Source organism: Gordonia sp. PP30 (assembly GCF_023100845.1).
Classification (GTDB): Bacteria; Actinomycetota; Actinomycetes; order Mycobacteriales; family Mycobacteriaceae; genus Gordonia.
This window is the reverse complement of sequence record NZ_CP095864.1, coordinates 3,020,505-3,036,052: the sequence shown is the minus strand read 5'-3', so window position 1 is coordinate 3,036,052 and position 15,548 is coordinate 3,020,505. Positions and strand designations below refer to the sequence as shown.

Below are 15,548 nucleotides of genomic sequence, written 5' to 3'. Positions count from 1 at the left end.
CCATGACTGAACTCATCGCGGAATCACTTCCGCAGTTCGCGCCGGCCACCAACCTGTACCGACTCGGTGACGGGCGGTATGTCCTCGTCACAGTCCCCGCCGACGCCATGCCAGTACCCGAGGGCGTTCTGCCGATCGTGTCCGGCTTCAAAGTCGCCCGCGTGGAGCCCGCCCCGACTGAGGTGTTCCTCGCCGACGAGTACGGCACACCGATCGACGCGGACGGTGATCCCGCTAACGGCATGACGCCGCTGCTGCGCTGCGCACCGGGCACGACGCACGAGGAGGCGCTCGCGCAACTCGGCGCGGAGGTGACCGGTGACGTGGACTGACATCGAGCCCGCGCCCCGCCACCCGCGTGGCTGGATCGACCCGGCGACACCGATCGAGCCACCCGCGCCGGTGCTGGGCTGGGTGCCGGTCGAGCACCGGCGGATCGTCGAGACCATGCTGGCCCGTGACACCGCCGCGGTCCGGGCGCGCCCCCGCGTGGTCGACCGGGCGCTGTCCCGCGACGCCGCCTCCGTGGTGCTGGCCGACCCGCTGCGCATCGTCGAGCGCGTGCTCGCCGCCGACCGCGTCGCCGCCCGCGCCCGGCTGCGTGGTGAGCACCGCGCGGTCGCGGCCGAGCGAGGGCGGGTCGGCCTGCACCCGGCCGAGCGGGCGGTCGCCACCGACCGGGCCGCGGCGCGGCTCGCCGCCATGGCGCCGCGCGTGCAGGCCCTCGCCGCCGACCACGCCGCCGTTCGACTGCGCACGAGCGGCGTCGATCAGACCCTCGCGGGTGAGCGCGGCACCGGCGGATTCCGGTATCAGGCGCCACAGCTGGTGGCCGTCACCGCGTCAGGCGCCGTCGCGATCCCTGTGTGGTGCCGGTGGATCGACGTCGTCTGCCTGGGCGCCGGTGGTGGCGGCGCCGCTGGTGCGCAGGGCTTTCCCGGTGGAGACGGGAACGGCGGACCGGCTGGCGGGTGGGCGGCGGTGCGGTGGGATCGTGGCGACGGCCGCAACCTGTGGCACCAGCTCCAGGTCACGATCGGCTCAGGTGGCAGCGGTGGACCACAGCCGGGCGGCGGCGGCGGGGCGGGCGGGTCGACGATCGTGCAGGCCCGCACCCCGGCCGGTGCCGTGTCCGGCGCGACGGTGACCGGCTCGGGCGGTGCGGGTGGTAGCGGTCAGTCGATCGGCGGCGGCGTCACGGGTGCACAGACCGGCAAAGCTCCCGGCAACTACAGCTTCCAGGGGATCTCCGCGGCCGGCGGCGGCACTGACGGCGGTACGCCCGGCGGCGGCGGGCGGGGTGGAGGCGGTAGCTTCTGGCCGGCCACGCCCGGATCCGGATCGACGGGAGGACGGGGGCAAGCATGGCTGATGTTCTCGATGTGACCCTGGAAGACCCGCCGGACGGCCAGTGGTGGCCAGCCCGGTTCGCCGCCGACCGCGACTGGTGCGACGACCGCGGCAGCGCGTGGCGCGCAGTCACCAACTACCCGAGTTTGCAGGCGCGGCGCCGCGGCGACGTCCTCGACCTGCGCGCCATCGGCACCACCGACATCCACTCCTACGACCTCGTCTTGACCGCGATCAGCGGCCAGAGCTTCTACATCGCCACCGAAAGGACAGCCTGATCATGGCTAACACCGACTGGACCAACGCCGAACGCCGCGCGGGGTGCGCAGCGCTGACCGCGCTCCGCAACATCATCGGATTGCGTACCAGCACCGGTGCCCTCGTCAAGAGCGGCACGACGCCCGTCACTGGGACCACGACCTGGGGTACACCGGCCGACTACACCGACGCCGGGGTCACGTGGGCGCGGTCGATCGGCTCCACCGTGCCCCTGGTGATTCCGGCCGGTGCTGTCGCGGCGGGCACGATCATCACCGAATATGCACTGCTCGACGGCTCCGGTGTGGCGGCCGCCGCGGTGCGGTGGCGCGCACTGCCGGTCTCCCTGACCGTCAACGACGCCGGGCAGTCGATCCCGCTCGACGTCACCCCGGAACTCTGGTTCCGCGGCGACTAAGCGGCTGGCCCGTCCCCGATGGGCACGTCGGTGTCGATCATGCCGTCACCGTTCTTGTCCCACCCGGGCGGGAGAGTCGACGACGTGCTCGGATCGGCAGGCTGCTCTTCGACAGTCGTCTCGGTAACCGTCGGAGTGACCGTCGTCGTGGTGCTCGTCACCTGCGGCGCGGTACCCCCGGCCGCTGTGATCGCGACCAGCCCGGCGCCGTCGCACGCAAACTCCTCACCGGTGCCTTCGACCTCGTAGTTCATCAGACACAGCGGTCGGCAAGATTGAGCAGCCTTCCGGCCGAACACTCCTACTTGGCCGGGTCGACCGACACGGTGATCCGCTCAGGCTGAGCGTCGTCGATGAGCGGAACGATCTTGTCGATGAAGCTCCGGCGGAACGCGCTTCGCGTGATCCGAGTCTTGCATTCGGGTGTCATCTGATCGTAGATCGAGGCGACGTCGTAGACGCCTCCGTCAGTTGCGTTCTCGCCCTCGAAGTTCGTCTCCCGGGCGTTATTGACGAGGGTGACGACATTTCCCGAAACCACGACAAGATTTTCCTTCAGAAAGGCGACATCGACGGGCTCTTTCGTCTGTGAAGGAATCTCGTTTGTGGTGCTGTCGTTGCTGGAGCATGCGGCGAGAGTGACTGCGAGAGCAACGACGCTCACGGTGACGGTGACGGTGACGGTCCTTCTCATGCCGGTGAGCATAGCCCGCCAGATGCCCGGAACTGGCGTTTCAGCGTCGCCCGACGCCCGACCCGCGCTACTCTCTTGTTTCAGTGGCCCCGCCAGGACTCCCCCCGAGTCGGGCGGGGTCACTTTTCTTTTACCTCCCAATCCAACCATCTCCGGGGCCAATTTCTCGATCGTGTGCGGCGCGGTGGTGCTCGCGGTGCGGCTGGCGGGGGCGTCGACCAGGCTCACCGTGGTGCTGGGTCTGGCCGTCATGGTGGCCTTCGTGATCCTGGTGAGGCCGACCGACAGCGTCTTGCGGGCCGCGGTGATGGGTGGGATCGGTCTCGTGGCTGCGCTGGCCGCCCGGCGTGCGCAAGCGCTGCCCGCGCTCGGCGCCGCGGTGATCACCGTTCTGCTGTTCTGGCCGCAGATGGCGCTGGCGCCCGGCTTCGCGCTGTCGGTGGTCGCGACCCTCGGGCTGGTGCTGTGGGCCGCGCCGCTTCGCCGGGCGCTGGTTCGGCGGGGCGTACCGGAGACGCTCGCGATACTGCTCGCGATGGCCCTGGCCGCGCAGATCCTCACCACTCCCATCGTGATCGCGATCTCCGATCGTCTCAGCCTGGTGTCGCTGCCGGCGAATCTGCTGGTCGCGCCGGTGGTCGAGGTGATCGCGCTGCTGGGTACCGCCGCGGCGGTGCTCGGGGCTCTCGGGCCTGCGGGTGGGCCGGGTGCGCTGATCGCCGAACTTCTGATCCGGGCGACCGGCCCGGAGATGTGGTGGCTGCTGACCGTCGCCGACGGGCTCGGCGGACGGCGCTGGGCGGCGCCGGAGGTCCCCGGCTGGCAGGCCGCGGTCGTGCTCTCCCTAACCGGCGCCGTGGCCTGGGCAGTGTGGCGAGCGCATCGGAGAGGAGGCGTCGGCAGCGCCACTCGGGTGGTGGGGCCCGGGGCGCCGACTGACTCCTCAGTGGCGCCGCGGCGCCGCGGGTATCCGTAGCGGGGCGAATCGATGCGGGTCGTGCCGAATCCGCCGGACTTCTACGCCGCGGTCGGGTCAGCGGGTACCGGTGCTGAGCTCGGCGATCTCCCGTCGCAGGTTCGCGCGTGCCGGGGCCTCCCAGAGATCCCGGGCCGGCGCGGAGCGGAAGAGGGCGTCGCGAGTGAGGAACTCGGCGAGGAGTTCGGCCCGTGCGCGGCGGAACAGCGGGCCCGGAACCTGCTGGTATTCGTCGCGGACGTTCGCGGCGTACTCGTCGTACCGGTCCGCATCGGCGCCCAGGACCGCCAGATCGGCGTCGGAGAGCGCGATCCCGTTGCGGTCGTCGGCGGCCGGGTCGTGCGTGAGGGTCAGTTCCACCAGGCGCACGACCTCGTCCCGGTCCGGATCGTCGGCGAGGAGGTCACGCGCGAGCGAGGCGGAGTCGTGCTCGTTGGTGCCGCTCAACGGCTCGTACACGGCATCGTGGAACCAGGCGGCCAGCACGGTGGGCCGCTCGTCGAAGTCCAGCCCGGCGGCGCGGAGGGCGGCCAGCCCCGCCAGTACCTCGTCGAGGTGCCGCCGGTCGTGGTGGCGGCGGTGCGGTTCGTCCCAGCGCCGGGCCAGGTCGTCGCGGATCGGGGCCGGAATCTCGACGTCCATGGCAGACCTTTCGGCGGGGATCGGGGGCGGGGTCATGCAGAGACGCTACGAGCTACCCCCGGGTAGACGGCGCAGGTGTCGGGCACCTCACAGGGGCCGGCCGCGAGTGCGCGACGCCGGAGGGCGCGGCGTCGTAGGCCCGTGGCACGATGGTGCCGTGACTGACCGCCTGTTTCTGCTGCTCGGCGACGACGACTTCCTGACCGGTCGGGTGATCAAGCAGGTGGCCGTCGAGCGTTCCCGCGCGGCAGGGGAGACCGTGCCGGTCACCAGGGTGCGCTGCGGTGAGGTCACCGGCCCCGAGCTCGCCGAACTGCTGAGTCCGTCGCTGTTCGCCGAGGAACGGATCGTGGTGATCGAGGCCGCGGCGGAGGCGGGCAAGGACCCGGCCGCGCTCATCACCGCCGCGGCCAAGTCGCTGCCCGACGGCATCACGATGATGGTGATTCACACCGGCGGAGGCCGCCAGAAGTCGATGGTGGGCGAGCTCAAGAAGGCCGGTGCCGCCGAAGTCGAGTGCGTCGCGCCGAAGTGGCCGTCCGAGCGCGTCGACTTCGTCCGCAAGGAATTCCGGAACCTCGGGGTCCGGGTGGGACCCGACGTGGTGGAGCTGGTGACCGACCTGGTCGGCTCGGATCTGCGGGAGCTGTCCGCCGCCTGCCACCAGCTGGTGTCGGACACCGGCGGACGCGTCGACGAAGCCGCCGTGCGCACCTACTACGTCGGCCGGCCGGAGGTGACCGGCTTCGAGGTGGCCGACAAGGCGGTCACCGGTGACGTCGCCGGAGCGATGGAATCGCTCGCCTGGGCCCAGCATCACGGGACCGCGCGGGTGCTGCTCGCGGACGCGCTCGCCGAGGCGGTGCACGCCATCGCCCGGGTACGCGCGATGGGGCACGCCGACAAGTACTCGATCGCCTCCGAGCTGGGCATGCCGCCGGGCCGCGTAGGGAAGGTCCAGTCGCAGGCACGCGCCTGGGACGCCGACTCGATCGGGCGGGCGGTGCTGATCGTCGCCGATCTCAACGGCGCGGTGAAGGGGCAAGCCGCCGACGCGGACTACGCGCTGGAGCACGCCGTGTCGACCGTCGCCCAGCTGCGTCCCCGTCGCGGCCGCTGACATACCCGGGCACGACATTCACCCCAGCGACCGCGTGGTCATCGCCGGGGTGAACGGTACAGCTGTGTCGCGAACGGCGACCGGGTCGCCGGAATGCGGCCGAAGCCGCGGGAGGTCAGAGCTTGTTGACCGCGATCGCCATGGCCGACTTCTTGTTGGCGGCCTGGTTCTTGTGGATGACGCCCTTGCTGGCGGCCTTGTCGAGCTGGCGGCTGGTGCTCGCGAGCAGCTCGGCGGCCTTGTCCTTGTCGCCACCGGCGACGGCCTCACGGAAGTTGCGGATCGCGGTGCGGAGCGCGCTGCGCACCGACTGGTTGCGCTGGCGACGAGCCTCGTTGGTCTTGTTCCGCTTGATCTGCGACTTGATGTTTGCCACGCGTGTCATCCCTTACATCGTTGTCGGCCGCACCGGTGCGACCGTAGCTTCTTCGTATCGAGTGCGGTGAGCGGTCGAGTGACGACCTGCGCCGCACCGGCTCGCCAGGATGGCCGGCCGGTGAAACCGCAACAGCGATCAAGATTACCAGCGCGGCCGATCTGCCCCAAATCCAGCGGCCGGACGCCTCCGCGGCGGGTCCGGCGCGTCGGCAACTCGGGCATACCGCCGCAAACTATGCTTATCGGCATTATGTCGATTGTCTACCTTCATGTCGGATTGCCCAAAACAGGGACTACGCACCTGCAAGACCGGCTGTGGGTGAACCGCGATCTGGCCCTGGAACGTGCCGGTCTGCTGTATCCGGGCGTGACCATGGAAGACCACTATCACGCCGCCGCGCACCTGCAACCGGAGCGCTACCTGGACTGGGCGACTCCCGATCGTGCCGGTGCATGGCCGCGGATGGTGGCCCAGATGAAGGCCTGGCCGGGCGTGTCGGTGATCTCGCACGAGCTGTACGCCAACGCGCAGCCGCGGCACATCGAGAAGCTCATGGATGATCTGTCGTTCACCGACGAAGTGCACGTGATCGTCACCGTCCGCGATCTGGCCCGCCAGCTGCCGTCGGTGTGGCAGGAGAACGTGAAGAACCAGCGCGCGGCGTCGTTCGACGAATTCCTCGCCTCGGTGGCCCGCTACCGCGACGCCGACCCGGTGGCCGACGGCTTCGTCGAGGAGCCGTTCTGGGAGTTCCAGGACTACGTCGCGATCGTGCAGCGCTGGTCGGCGGTGCTGCCGGCCGAGCGGATCCACCTCGTCACGGTGCCCGCGCCGGGCACCGGCGGACCGGGCGATGTGCTGTGGGAGCGATTCCTGTCCGTAGTCGGTGTCGATCCGGCGTTGCTGCCGAAGGAGGGGGAGCGGCACAACTCGTCGCTGTCGGCGGCACAGACGGAGTTCCTGCGCCGGCTCAATTCCCGGATCCAGCCGGGCAACATCGACTGGTGGCGGTACGAGTGGATCGTCAAGCGCCGCCTGATCGGTGAGGCGCTGCGCAATACCGGGAGCGGAAAGCCGCTCGGACTCACCGCCGAGCAGCGGGTGTGGGCGGTGGAGCAGTCCGACGACATGATCGCCGTCCTCGAGCGGGGCGGATTCGCGGTGTCGGGTACGCTCGACGACCTGCGCGTCGATCTCGGGGTCGACGCCGCCGAGGCCGCCCCGCCGACGGCGGAGGAGGCGCTCGACGCTGGGCTGGACGCGCTGGCCTACTGGATCAAGACGATGCCCAACCCGGAGCCGAAGCCGACCGCGAAGTCGCGGGCGCGTGATGTGGCGAGACGGGCCAAGCGCCGCGCGATCGGCCTGCGGGACCGGCTGGGCGTCTGACGGCCGGAGCGACGATCACCCGGCCGGCGAGCGCCCGGAGCGCGGCCGTCCGGGCGCGGGATACGAACGAGCCCGCCGCCCTCATGGGCGGCGGGCTCGTCTGCTTCGGTGAGCGGATGCGGCTACTTGTTGCAGACCGACGCCCGGATGTGCGAGCCGGCGCCGGCCTGGCGCATGGCGGCACGCTTGGCGCCGGCGCGGGTCTGGAAACCGCGGGCGGTGCCGACGGTGGTGCGTGAGTAGCCGAAGCGGTAGGCGACCGCGCCGCACGACCGATAGAAGGTGAAGTAGCCGCAGTGCGAGCCACACAGGCGCTTGGCGGCGTTGCGGGCCGCGGCCGAGCTGGGGTAGTTCCAGGCCTTGGCGGTCTTGCCGTTGTAATCCCAGGCGATGGCCGCCCAGTAGTTGGTGCGGGCCTCGGCGGCCGGCGTCGCGGCCGGGAGGAGCGTTCCGGCGGTGGCGATGGAGGTGGCGATGCCGAGTCCGGCGAAGAAGCGACGAGTTTTCATGCAATGAAACTAGCTGAGACAGACCTGAGAGCCGTCGCTCGCCGCGACGATTCGCGTAGATACGCCCGTGAACCCGGGTGCTTTCACCCGATCGGACTACGTAGAACTACCCAGGCCGGGGACGGCTGTGACGTCCGGATTCACCTGTCGAGAAAGAATCGCTCGGCCGCAGCGGCCGTGAGTCGGCCGACCCCGCTGCGTTCCGGCTTGAGTCCGTGATCGGCCTTCTCGACCTCGACGATCTCGACCGGACCCGCGAAGAGTGCCGCGGCGGCGGCGATCTCTGCGGAGGTCGCGAAGGCATCGCTGTGGCCGTGCACGAGCAGAGTCGGCGTCGTGATCCGCGGCAGATGCTCGACGCGCGACTTCTCCGGCTTTCCCGGCGGATGCAGCGGATAGGAAGTCAGCAGCAGTCCGTCGGCGATCAAGTCGTGCCCCGCGCCCGTCGAATCGTCCCCCGCGCTTGTCGAATCGCCCCCTGAGCTTGTCGAAGGGTATTCGGCGACGACCATCGACGCCTGCCGCCCGCCGTACGACTGCCCGCCCACGATCAGCGGGCCGTCCGGGGCGAGCGGCCGCAGCGCGGCGATCGCGGCCCGGATACCGTCGCGGTCGGCGGCTGCCTTCGAGGGTGACGGTGGCCCCTTCGGCCGCTGCTGCCGGTAGGGGAGATCGATCCGGGCAACGGTCAGCCCGCGCGCGGTCAGCGACTCCGAGAGGGTGCGCAGGAGCACGGAGTCGCGGTCGCTGCCCGCACCATGCGCCAGAATTGCCAGGCCGCGCGAGTCACAGTCCGGGCGGTCGACAGTGGCGTGGACATCGCCGGTCCGGATCACGCTGCTCGTCGCAGGCTTCACGATCGTGACCCCTTTCCGTGGCCTTCCGGTCGTTCGGACGGTAGCAAGTGCCCGGAATGCCTGCCACGGCCCGGGCGGGGGCGGTCTACATCCCCGGGAGGTGAGCCCGCGGGGGCGGGGAATCGTGGGCATCCGGGGGTTCGTGAGAAACTGAAGGTCGACTCGTCGCCGGACCCCGGCGCACCGGAGTACACCGCGGTCCGCCGCGGCGACAAATTCGCGGCCCGCCGCCGCGGCGTGCAAGGAGCAGTAGAGATTTCCACCTTCGCCGACCAGACGTTCACCGATCCCGCCCGGATCCGCAACTTCTGCATCATCGCGCACATCGACCACGGCAAGTCGACCCTCGCCGACCGGATGCTGCAGATCACCGGGGTGGTGGCCGAACGCGACATGCGTGCGCAGTACCTCGACCGGATGGACATCGAGCGTGAGCGCGGCATCACCATCAAGGCGCAGAACGTGCGGCTGCCGTGGAAGGCGAAGGACGAGAACGGTGTGGAGCAGGAGTATGTGATCCACCTGATCGATACTCCCGGCCACGTCGACTTCACCTACGAGGTCTCGCGCGCGCTGGAGGCCTGCGAGGGTGCGATCCTGCTCGTCGACGCCGCGCAGGGCATCGAGGCCCAGACCCTCGCCAACCTGTACCTGGCGATGGACAACGACCTCACGATCATCCCGGTGCTCAACAAGATCGACCTGCCCGCCGCCGACCCGGACCGGTACGCCGCCGAGATCGCGCACATCATCGGCTGTGATCCCGGCGAGGTGCTGCGCGTCTCCGGCAAGACCGGTGAAGGCGTCGCCGAACTGCTCGACGCGGCCATCGCGCAGATCCCGGCGCCCGTCGGCGATCCCGACGCCCCGGCCCGGGCGATGATCTTCGACTCCGTCTACGACACCTACCGCGGCGTCGTCACCTACGTCCGCGTGGTCGACGGCAAGATCGTGCCGCGCGAGAAGATCGCGATGATGTCGACCGGCGCTACCCACGAACTCCTCGAGGTCGGCATCGTCTCGCCGGAACCGAAAGCCAGCGCCGGACTCGGCGTCGGCGAGGTCGGCTACCTGATCACCGGCGTGAAAGACGTCCGCCAGTCGAAGGTCGGTGACACCGTCACCACCGCCCGCGGCGGCGCCACCCAGCCGCTCACCGGCTACCGTGAGCCGCGCCCGATGGTCTACTCCGGCCTCTACCCGGTCGACGGCTCCGACTATCCGGTGCTGCGCGAGGCCCTGGACAAACTGCAGCTCAACGATGCCGCCCTCACCTACGAGCCGGAGACCTCCGTCGCCCTCGGCTTCGGCTTCCGCTGCGGCTTCCTCGGCCTCCTGCACATGGAGATCACCCGGGAGCGGCTGGAACGCGAATTCGGCCTCGACCTGATCTCCACCGCGCCCAACGTCGTCTACCGGGTGATCATGGACGATGGCACCGAGCACGTCGTCACCAACCCGTCCGACTGGCCCGAGGGCAAGACCCGCCACATCTACGAGCCGATCGTCAAGACGACGATCATCGCGCCCAGCGAGTTCATCGGCGCCATCATGGAACTGTGCCAGTCCCGGCGCGGCGAACTCGGCGGCATGGACTACCTGTCGGAGACCCGCGTCGAACTGCGCTATACGCTCCCGATGGCCGAGATCATCTTCGACTTCTTCGACGCCCTCAAGTCGCGCACCCGCGGTTATGCCTCCCTCGACTACGAGGAGGCCGGCGAGCAGGAGGCCGACCTGGTGAAAGTCGACATCCTGCTGCAGGGTGAGGCCGTCGACGCGTTCAGCGCGATCGTGCACAGGGAATCGGCCTACGCCTACGGCAACAAGATGGCGCTGAAGCTGAAGGACCTGATCCCGCGCCAGCAGTTCGAGGTGCCGATCCAGGCCGCCATCGGCTCGAAGGTGATCGCCCGCGAGAACATCCGTGCCATCCGCAAGGACGTGCTCGCCAAGTGCTACGGCGGCGACATCAGTCGTAAGCGCAAATTGCTCGAGAAGCAGAAGGAAGGCAAGAAGCGGATGAAGACGATCGGCCGGGTCGACGTCCCGCAGGAGGCCTTCGTCGCCGCGCTGAGCACCGAAGCGGTGGGCGACAAACCCAAAGGGAAGTAGCGCCTCCGCGTTTTCGTGTGTGGTCGCGACGACGGCCATCGTTCGTCGGTGTCCTCGCCTGCTGGACTCTAGGACGAGGCGCTCGTTGCTAGCCGGGGCTGCGGAGGCCTCCTCATCGATGGCCGTCGTCGCGGCCTCTCGACGTCGGAGAGGGCGCCGCTTCTCGCCTGGCGAGGTGGCCTGGCTATCTCCGCCCGTTGAGCCGGTCGAGGCGCTAGCCGAGGCCGAGTCGAAACGACCACCCCGGGGTTGTGTCCTCGACCGTTTGGAGATGAACCGAACGGGAAGTAGCGCCTCCGCGCTTTCGTGTGTGGTCGCGACGACGGCCATTGTTCGTCGGCAGTCCTCGCCTGCTTACTTCGAGTGGGCGCACCCGTCTCTAGCTGGGGCTGTGGAGGGTTCCTCATCGATGGCCGCAGTCCCGCCCGTGCTCGACGTCGGAGAGGGCGCCGCTTCTCGCCTGGCGGAGTGACCTGGCCCTTCCGCTCGTTGAGCCGGCTTTCGCCGCCCGTTGAGCCGGTCGAGGCGCTAGCCGAGGCCGAGTCGAAACGACCCCCGATCCAGCGGGACCCGGGTGGATCAGCCGCCGGCCGCGAGGCGGCGCATCACCTGTTGCCAGTGGGCGACCGCTCCGTCGTCGAGGCCGTCGAATGCCGTCGCGAGCAGGTCCATCTGCAACGAGGTGAGCTGGTCTTCCAGGCCGGTGCCGGCGGGCGTGAGGGTGAGGCGGCGGATGCGGCGGTCGGTGTCGTCCGCGGTGACCGCGAGATAGCCGCGCTCTTCGAGGTCCTTGATCGGGCGGTGCACCGCCTGCTTGCTCACCTCGAGGACGGCGAGCAGGTCGCCGACGGAGAGGCCGGGGTCGCGGCGGACGAAGTGCAGGATCCGGTGATGGGTACGACCGAGGCCGAGATCGGCGAGGCGCCGGTCGGGCAGCGCGGTGAACGTGCGGTAGGCGAAGTACAGGTCTTCGATCGCCGAGCGCAGCAGTGCCTCACGATCTGGGTCAATCATCTTGACCTACTTCCTCCCGTCGTCCACACTAAGGGTCAATCTTATTGACCTATCTGAGGTGTGGCACATGTTCTCTCAGCGTATCGGCGGGCTTGCACCGTCGCCCATCCGCGCGATTCTGAGCGTGATCGACCGCCCGGGCATGGTGTCGTTCGCGGGCGGGCTCCCGGCGACATCGCTGCTGCCGGAATGGTCGGGGACCGTCCCGGCCGAACTCATGCAGTACGGCCCGAGCGAGGGGGAGCCGGAGCTGCGGAAATTGGTCTCGCGGCGGCTGACCGACCTGGGCCTCGATGCCCCGGCCGAGCGGGTGATGGTCCTCAGCGGGAGCCAGCAGGGGATCGACCTGGCCGCGAAACTCTTCATCGACCCGGGGACGCCCGTCGCCGTCGAATCGCCGACCTATCTGGCCGCGCTGCAGGTCTTCCGGTTCTACGGGGCGCGATTCACCGGTCTCGACGACCTGTCCGCCGCCGCGCTGGCCTACGTGGTGCCGACCTTCGGCAATCCGACCGGCGTGTGCCTGACCGCCGACGAGCGCGCCGGGCTGGCCGAGCGTTGTCTGGCGTCGGGCACCGTCCTCTTCGAGGACGACCCGTACCGGGAACTCGCCTACGACGACGTCGACCGCACCCCGATCGCTGCGCGGATGACCGGCGGATCGTGGATCTACCAGGGGTCGTTCTCGAAGACCTTCGCGCCCGGACTGCGCGTCGGCTTCCTCACGGCGTCGGCGGATCTGTATCCGTCGCTGGTGATGCTCAAGCAGTCCGTCGATCTGCACAGTTCACGGCTCTCGCAGCGGATCGTGTACGACGCGGTCACCGCGCCCGACTGGGATGCGCGCCTGGCCGGACTGGCGTCGTTCTACCGGAATCGCCGGGACGACTTCGAGGAGTTGCTGCGCCGTCACCTCGGCGGGCTCGCGTCGTGGACCACGCCCGGCGGTGGGCTCTTCTACTGGCTCCGGCTGCACCGGCCGGTGGACACCCGGAGCCTGCTCGACGAGGCGATCGCCCGTGGGGTGGCCTTCATGCCGGGCGAGGAGTTCTTTCCCGGTGATCCCGAACTCGGGACGATGCGCCTGAACTTCAGCCATGCCGCCACGGACGACGCCGACCGCGGTCTGGCGGTGCTGGCGGACCTGCTCCGCACTGCCTGCCCGGATTCCGTCTACCCGCTCGAATTCCGTTCCACCACCTGAAATAGACCGGGTGGGCGAACGGAATCCAGGTGGTGGGACGGAATCCGTCGAGACGGCGGGCGGCGGTGCCCTCTCGACGGATGGCACAGTGGTGCCATGGGCTCCGACGTCAATCCTGTTCTCGCCCCCTCCGGGCTGCCGTACGACCTGCCGGACTTCGCCGCGATCACCGACGACGACTTCCTCCCCGCCTACGACATCGCCCTTCCGGCGCACCTCGCCGAGGTCGAGGCGATCGCGGGCGACCCGGCGCCGCCGACCTTCGAGAACACCGTCGCCGCGCTGGAGCGCTCGGGTCGTCTCCTGGCCCGCGCCAACGGGATCTTCTTCAATCTCGAAGGGGCGGACAGCAATCCGCAGCGTGACGCGATCGCGCAGGACCTGGCGGTCCGGCTCACCGAGCATCAGAACGCGATCGCCATGAATCCACGGCTGTTCGCGCGGATCGCCGACGTCTACGAGCGTCGTGAGGCACTCGGGCTCAGCGAGCCGCAACGCCGGCTGACCGAGCATCGCTACCGGGACGCGGTTCGCGCCGGCGCGGCCCTCGACCCCGAGGGACAGGTCGAGATGCGGGCGATCTCGGCGCGGCTGGCCACGCTGAGCACCGAGTTCGGGCAGCGGCTGCTGGCAGATACCAACGACTCGGCCGTGCACGTGCCCGACGAGTCGGACCTCGACGGCCTGTCCGTCGGCGAGGTCGCCGCCGCCCGCCGGGCCGCACAGGAACGGGGACTCGACGGCTACCTGATCACGCTGGAACTGCCGACGAGCCAGTCGTCGGTGGCGAAGCTGACGAATCCGGCTGTGCGGCAACGGGTCTTCACCGCGTCGGTCGACCGGTGTGCGCGTGGCAACGAGAACGACACCCGGGAGATGATCCTGGAGATCGTGCGCTTGCGGGCGCGTCGTGCCCAGTTGCTCGGCTACGCGAACCACGCCGAATACGTGATCGCCGAGGAGACCGCGCCGGACCCGGAGGCCGTGGCGGGGTTGCTGCGAGAGCTGTCGTCGGCCGCGATGGCCGCCGGCGAGGCCGAACTCGCGCGGCTGACCGAGAGCGCCGGGGCGCCGCTTCAGCCCTGGGACGTGACCCACGCGCTGGCCGGCGGCGTGGATTCGGCGGAGCCGTCGGTCGACCGGCATGAGGATCCGACGACCGAGTTCGAGCAGTACTGCGAGCTCGACACCGTCTACCGCGACGGGATCTTCGCGGCGGCGGGCGAACTGTACGGGCTCACCTTCGTCGAACGTCCCGATCTGCTCGGGTATCACCCCGACGTACGGGTCTGGGAGGTCGGGGACGGCAGCGGTGCGGGAATCGGGCTGTTCCTCGGCGACTTCTACGCGCGGCCGTCCAAGCGTGGCGGTGCGTGGATGAACAACATCGTCGACCAGTCGGCCCAGCTGGGGACGCGGCCGGTGATCGTCAACGTCCTGAACTTGACCGCACCGGAGCCGGGGGAGCCGTGCCTGCTCACGCACGACCAGTTGGTCACCGCGTTCCACGAGTTCGGTCACGCGATCCACGGGCTGCTCTCCGATACCGAGTACGTCTCGCAGTCGGGCACGTCGGTGCCGCGTGACTTCGTCGAGTTCCCGTCGCAGGTCAACGAGATGTGGGCGCTGCACCCGGAGGTGACCGCGCGCTACGCCCGGCACTGGCGGACCGGGGAGCCCGCGCCGCGAGCACTGCTCGACGCGGTGCGGGCAGCGGGGGACATCGAGCCGGCGCACGCGACCATCGAGTACCTCGGCGCCGCCGCGCTCGACCTCGCTTGGCACCGGCTGAGCGTCGATGAGATCCCCGATGACGTGCTGGAGTTCGAGGCCGCGGCGCTCGCCGGGGCCGGGCTGGCGAGCGGCCTGATCCCGCCCCGTTACCGCAGTACCTATTTCAACCACGTCTTCGGTGGCGGCTACTCGTCGGCGTACTACAGCTACATCTGGTCGGAGATCCTCGACGCGGAGACCGAGCAGTGGTTCCGCCGGGGCGGCGGCTTGCAGCGCGAGCTGGGCCGGGCCTTCGCCGAGGCGGTGCTCTCTCGCGGCGACAGCGTCGATCCGGTGGCCGCGCACGCCGGCCTACTGGGGCGCCCGGCGCAGATCGGTCCGCTGCTGCGGCGGCGCGGCCTCGCGGCGGTCGGCGGCGACACGGCCGAGTAGCCTTGTTTAAGTCAGCGTGAGAATAAAGACCAGGGAACGATGAGGTAGTGATGGCCGGGTTCCTGTCGTGGTGGGACTCCGTGGAGGAGTGGCTCACCGGACTGCCGTACGTTCCCCAGCTGCTCGTCGTGCTCGCCGTGGTGATCCCGCTGGCGTCAGGACTGGCGTGGCTGGTGAACTTCCTGGTCGCATGGGTGTTTTCGTTGTTCGATCGGCGCGAGGTGGGCGACGATCACGGAGTTGGGATCTGATTCATGTTTCGCTCGAAGGTCACCTGGGCGCTCGCTGCGCTGCTGGTTCTGGTTCTCGTCGCCTGGTACCTCACCAGCTAGCGCACGACAAACCCGCTGCGGTCCGGTCGGTCGCCCGTCCGCGTGAGCGTTGAGCCGGCCGGTGGGCGTTGCTAGCTTTCTCCCGTGCCCAAGAACCGCTCCCGCCGACCGCTGCGCGCCGCGGC

At 69.6% G+C, this 15,548-nt stretch carries 18 protein-coding genes; 11 read left to right on the top strand and 7 right to left on the bottom strand.

The features are described from left to right. The first annotated feature begins 2 nt into the window (after positions 1 to 2). From MYK68_RS13925 to MYK68_RS13910, 4 genes are read left to right on the top strand one after another with little or no spacing between them, the layout of a single operon-like run. Positions 3 to 332, top strand: coding sequence for a DUF7572 family protein (locus tag MYK68_RS13925; protein ID WP_247864274.1), 330 nt, complete (start codon positions 3 to 5; stop codon positions 330 to 332). Next, positions 319 to 1,386, top strand: a complete 1,068-nt coding sequence (locus tag MYK68_RS20795) for a glycine-rich domain-containing protein (RefSeq protein ID WP_283255222.1) — start codon at positions 319 to 321, stop codon at positions 1,384 to 1,386. The genes MYK68_RS13925 and MYK68_RS20795 overlap by 14 nt, the downstream gene beginning before the upstream one ends. Beyond that, the gene (locus tag MYK68_RS13915; protein ID WP_247864273.1) at positions 1,365 to 1,628 is read left to right on the top strand and encodes a hypothetical protein; all 264 of its coding nucleotides are present in this window, start codon (positions 1,365 to 1,367) and stop codon (positions 1,626 to 1,628) included. Before MYK68_RS20795 ends, MYK68_RS13915 begins: the two co-directional genes overlap by 22 nt. Before the next feature lie 2 nt (positions 1,629 to 1,630). After that, positions 1,631 to 2,026 carry a hypothetical protein gene (locus MYK68_RS13910; RefSeq protein WP_247864272.1) on the top strand — a complete coding sequence of 132 codons (396 nt, stop codon included), beginning with the start codon at positions 1,631 to 1,633 and terminating at the stop codon, positions 2,024 to 2,026. On the opposite strand, the gene MYK68_RS13905 is transcribed toward MYK68_RS13910, so the two are convergent. Both MYK68_RS13905 and MYK68_RS13900 read right to left on the bottom strand, forming a co-directional pair. Further along, positions 2,023 to 2,280: a hypothetical protein gene (locus tag MYK68_RS13905; protein ID WP_247864271.1), complete on the bottom strand. Its 258-nt coding sequence runs from the start codon at positions 2,278 to 2,280 to the stop codon at positions 2,023 to 2,025. The two genes, MYK68_RS13910 and MYK68_RS13905, sit on opposite strands and share 4 nt — an antisense overlap. A gap of 47 nt (positions 2,281 to 2,327) precedes the next feature. Next, positions 2,328 to 2,720 carry a hypothetical protein gene (locus tag MYK68_RS13900; RefSeq protein WP_247864270.1) on the bottom strand — a complete coding sequence of 131 codons (393 nt, stop codon included), beginning with the start codon at positions 2,718 to 2,720 and terminating at the stop codon, positions 2,328 to 2,330. A gap of 172 nt (positions 2,721 to 2,892) precedes the next feature. On the opposite strand from MYK68_RS13900, the gene MYK68_RS13895 reads away from it, so the two are divergent. After that, positions 2,893 to 3,696 (top strand): ComEC/Rec2 family competence protein, encoded by an 804-nt coding sequence (locus MYK68_RS13895; RefSeq protein WP_247864269.1) that lies wholly within the window; start codon positions 2,893 to 2,895, stop codon positions 3,694 to 3,696. Between the two features lie 57 nt (positions 3,697 to 3,753). Here the strand turns inward: MYK68_RS13895 and MYK68_RS13890 are convergent, their stop codons facing one another. After that, entirely contained in the window at positions 3,754 to 4,374 is a 621-nt protein-coding gene (locus tag MYK68_RS13890; protein ID WP_247864268.1) for an HD domain-containing protein, read from the bottom strand. Positions 4,375 to 4,495: 121 nt separating this feature from the next. Here MYK68_RS13890 and holA point away from each other — a divergent pair, with 121 nt between their 5' ends. Beyond that, positions 4,496 to 5,458, top strand: a complete 963-nt coding sequence (holA, locus tag MYK68_RS13885; RefSeq protein ID WP_247864267.1) for a DNA polymerase III subunit delta — start codon at positions 4,496 to 4,498, stop codon at positions 5,456 to 5,458. Between the two features lie 115 nt (positions 5,459 to 5,573). Here holA and rpsT read toward each other — a convergent pair whose 3' ends face one another. Next, a complete protein-coding gene (rpsT, locus tag MYK68_RS13880) occupies positions 5,574 to 5,834 on the bottom strand; it encodes a 30S ribosomal protein S20 (RefSeq protein WP_247868062.1) in 261 nt (86 codons plus the stop codon). A gap of 252 nt (positions 5,835 to 6,086) precedes the next feature. On the opposite strand from rpsT, the gene MYK68_RS13875 reads away from it, so the two are divergent. After that, complete coding sequence (locus MYK68_RS13875) at positions 6,087 to 7,226, top strand: sulfotransferase family protein (protein ID WP_247864266.1); 1,140 nt, start codon at positions 6,087 to 6,089, stop codon at positions 7,224 to 7,226. Between the two features lie 122 nt (positions 7,227 to 7,348). Here MYK68_RS13875 and MYK68_RS13870 read toward each other — a convergent pair whose 3' ends face one another. Together MYK68_RS13870 and MYK68_RS13865 are read right to left on the bottom strand one after the other, a co-directional pair. Next, positions 7,349 to 7,735, bottom strand: a complete 387-nt coding sequence (locus MYK68_RS13870; RefSeq protein WP_247864265.1) for a DUF4189 domain-containing protein — start codon at positions 7,733 to 7,735, stop codon at positions 7,349 to 7,351. A 140-nt stretch (positions 7,736 to 7,875) separates the two neighbouring features. Then, positions 7,876 to 8,592 (bottom strand): alpha/beta hydrolase family protein, encoded by a 717-nt coding sequence (locus MYK68_RS13865; protein ID WP_247864264.1) that lies wholly within the window; start codon positions 8,590 to 8,592, stop codon positions 7,876 to 7,878. A 237-nt stretch (positions 8,593 to 8,829) separates the two neighbouring features. On the opposite strand from MYK68_RS13865, the gene lepA reads away from it, so the two are divergent. Then, positions 8,830 to 10,707, top strand: coding sequence for a translation elongation factor 4 (gene lepA, locus MYK68_RS13860; protein ID WP_247864263.1), 1,878 nt, complete (start codon positions 8,830 to 8,832; stop codon positions 10,705 to 10,707). Between the two features lie 579 nt (positions 10,708 to 11,286). Here lepA and MYK68_RS13855 read toward each other — a convergent pair. Further along, positions 11,287 to 11,721, bottom strand: a complete 435-nt coding sequence (locus MYK68_RS13855) for a MarR family winged helix-turn-helix transcriptional regulator (RefSeq protein ID WP_247864262.1) — start codon at positions 11,719 to 11,721, stop codon at positions 11,287 to 11,289. A 67-nt stretch (positions 11,722 to 11,788) separates the two neighbouring features. On the opposite strand from MYK68_RS13855, the gene MYK68_RS13850 reads away from it, so the two are divergent. The 3 genes from MYK68_RS13850 to MYK68_RS13840 all read left to right on the top strand — a co-directional run bounded on the left by MYK68_RS13850 (position 11,789) and on the right by MYK68_RS13840 (position 15,342). After that, positions 11,789 to 12,925 carry an aminotransferase-like domain-containing protein gene (locus MYK68_RS13850; RefSeq protein ID WP_247864261.1) on the top strand — a complete coding sequence of 379 codons (1,137 nt, stop codon included), beginning with the start codon at positions 11,789 to 11,791 and terminating at the stop codon, positions 12,923 to 12,925. Between the two features lie 96 nt (positions 12,926 to 13,021). Beyond that, the gene (locus MYK68_RS13845) at positions 13,022 to 15,091 is read left to right on the top strand and encodes a M3 family metallopeptidase (protein WP_247864260.1); all 2,070 of its coding nucleotides are present in this window, start codon (positions 13,022 to 13,024) and stop codon (positions 15,089 to 15,091) included. 50 nt (positions 15,092 to 15,141) lie between these two features. Further along, positions 15,142 to 15,342, top strand: a complete 201-nt coding sequence (locus tag MYK68_RS13840) for a hypothetical protein (RefSeq protein WP_247864259.1) — start codon at positions 15,142 to 15,144, stop codon at positions 15,340 to 15,342. Positions 15,343 to 15,548 lie beyond the last annotated feature (206 nt).

What these genes read in the sequence shown, in the direction of transcription:
- MYK68_RS13915 (WP_247864273.1), top strand. Translation starts at nt 1,365, where the DNA reads ATGGCTGATGTTCTCGATGTGACCCTGGAAGACCCGCCGGACGGCCAG.
- MYK68_RS13845 (WP_247864260.1), top strand. Translation starts at nt 13,022, where the DNA reads ATGGGCTCCGACGTCAATCCTGTTCTCGCCCCCTCCGGGCTGCCGTAC.
- MYK68_RS13875 (WP_247864266.1), top strand. Translation starts at nt 6,087, where the DNA reads ATGTCGATTGTCTACCTTCATGTCGGATTGCCCAAAACAGGGACTACG.
- MYK68_RS13890 (WP_247864268.1), bottom strand. Translation starts at nt 4,374, where the DNA reads ATGACCCCGCCCCCGATCCCCGCCGAAAGGTCTGCCATGGACGTCGAG.
- MYK68_RS13870 (WP_247864265.1), bottom strand. Translation starts at nt 7,735, where the DNA reads ATGAAAACTCGTCGCTTCTTCGCCGGACTCGGCATCGCCACCTCCATC.
- MYK68_RS13910 (WP_247864272.1), top strand. Translation starts at nt 1,631, where the DNA reads ATGGCTAACACCGACTGGACCAACGCCGAACGCCGCGCGGGGTGCGCA.
- MYK68_RS13925 (WP_247864274.1), top strand. Translation starts at nt 3, where the DNA reads ATGACTGAACTCATCGCGGAATCACTTCCGCAGTTCGCGCCGGCCACC.
- MYK68_RS13900 (WP_247864270.1), bottom strand. Translation starts at nt 2,720, where the DNA reads ATGAGAAGGACCGTCACCGTCACCGTCACCGTGAGCGTCGTTGCTCTC.
- MYK68_RS13850 (WP_247864261.1), top strand. Translation starts at nt 11,789, where the DNA reads ATGTTCTCTCAGCGTATCGGCGGGCTTGCACCGTCGCCCATCCGCGCG.
- MYK68_RS13855 (WP_247864262.1), bottom strand. Translation starts at nt 11,721, where the DNA reads ATGATTGACCCAGATCGTGAGGCACTGCTGCGCTCGGCGATCGAAGAC.
- MYK68_RS13905 (WP_247864271.1), bottom strand. Translation starts at nt 2,280, where the DNA reads ATGAACTACGAGGTCGAAGGCACCGGTGAGGAGTTTGCGTGCGACGGC.
- MYK68_RS13840 (WP_247864259.1), top strand. Translation starts at nt 15,142, where the DNA reads ATGGCCGGGTTCCTGTCGTGGTGGGACTCCGTGGAGGAGTGGCTCACC.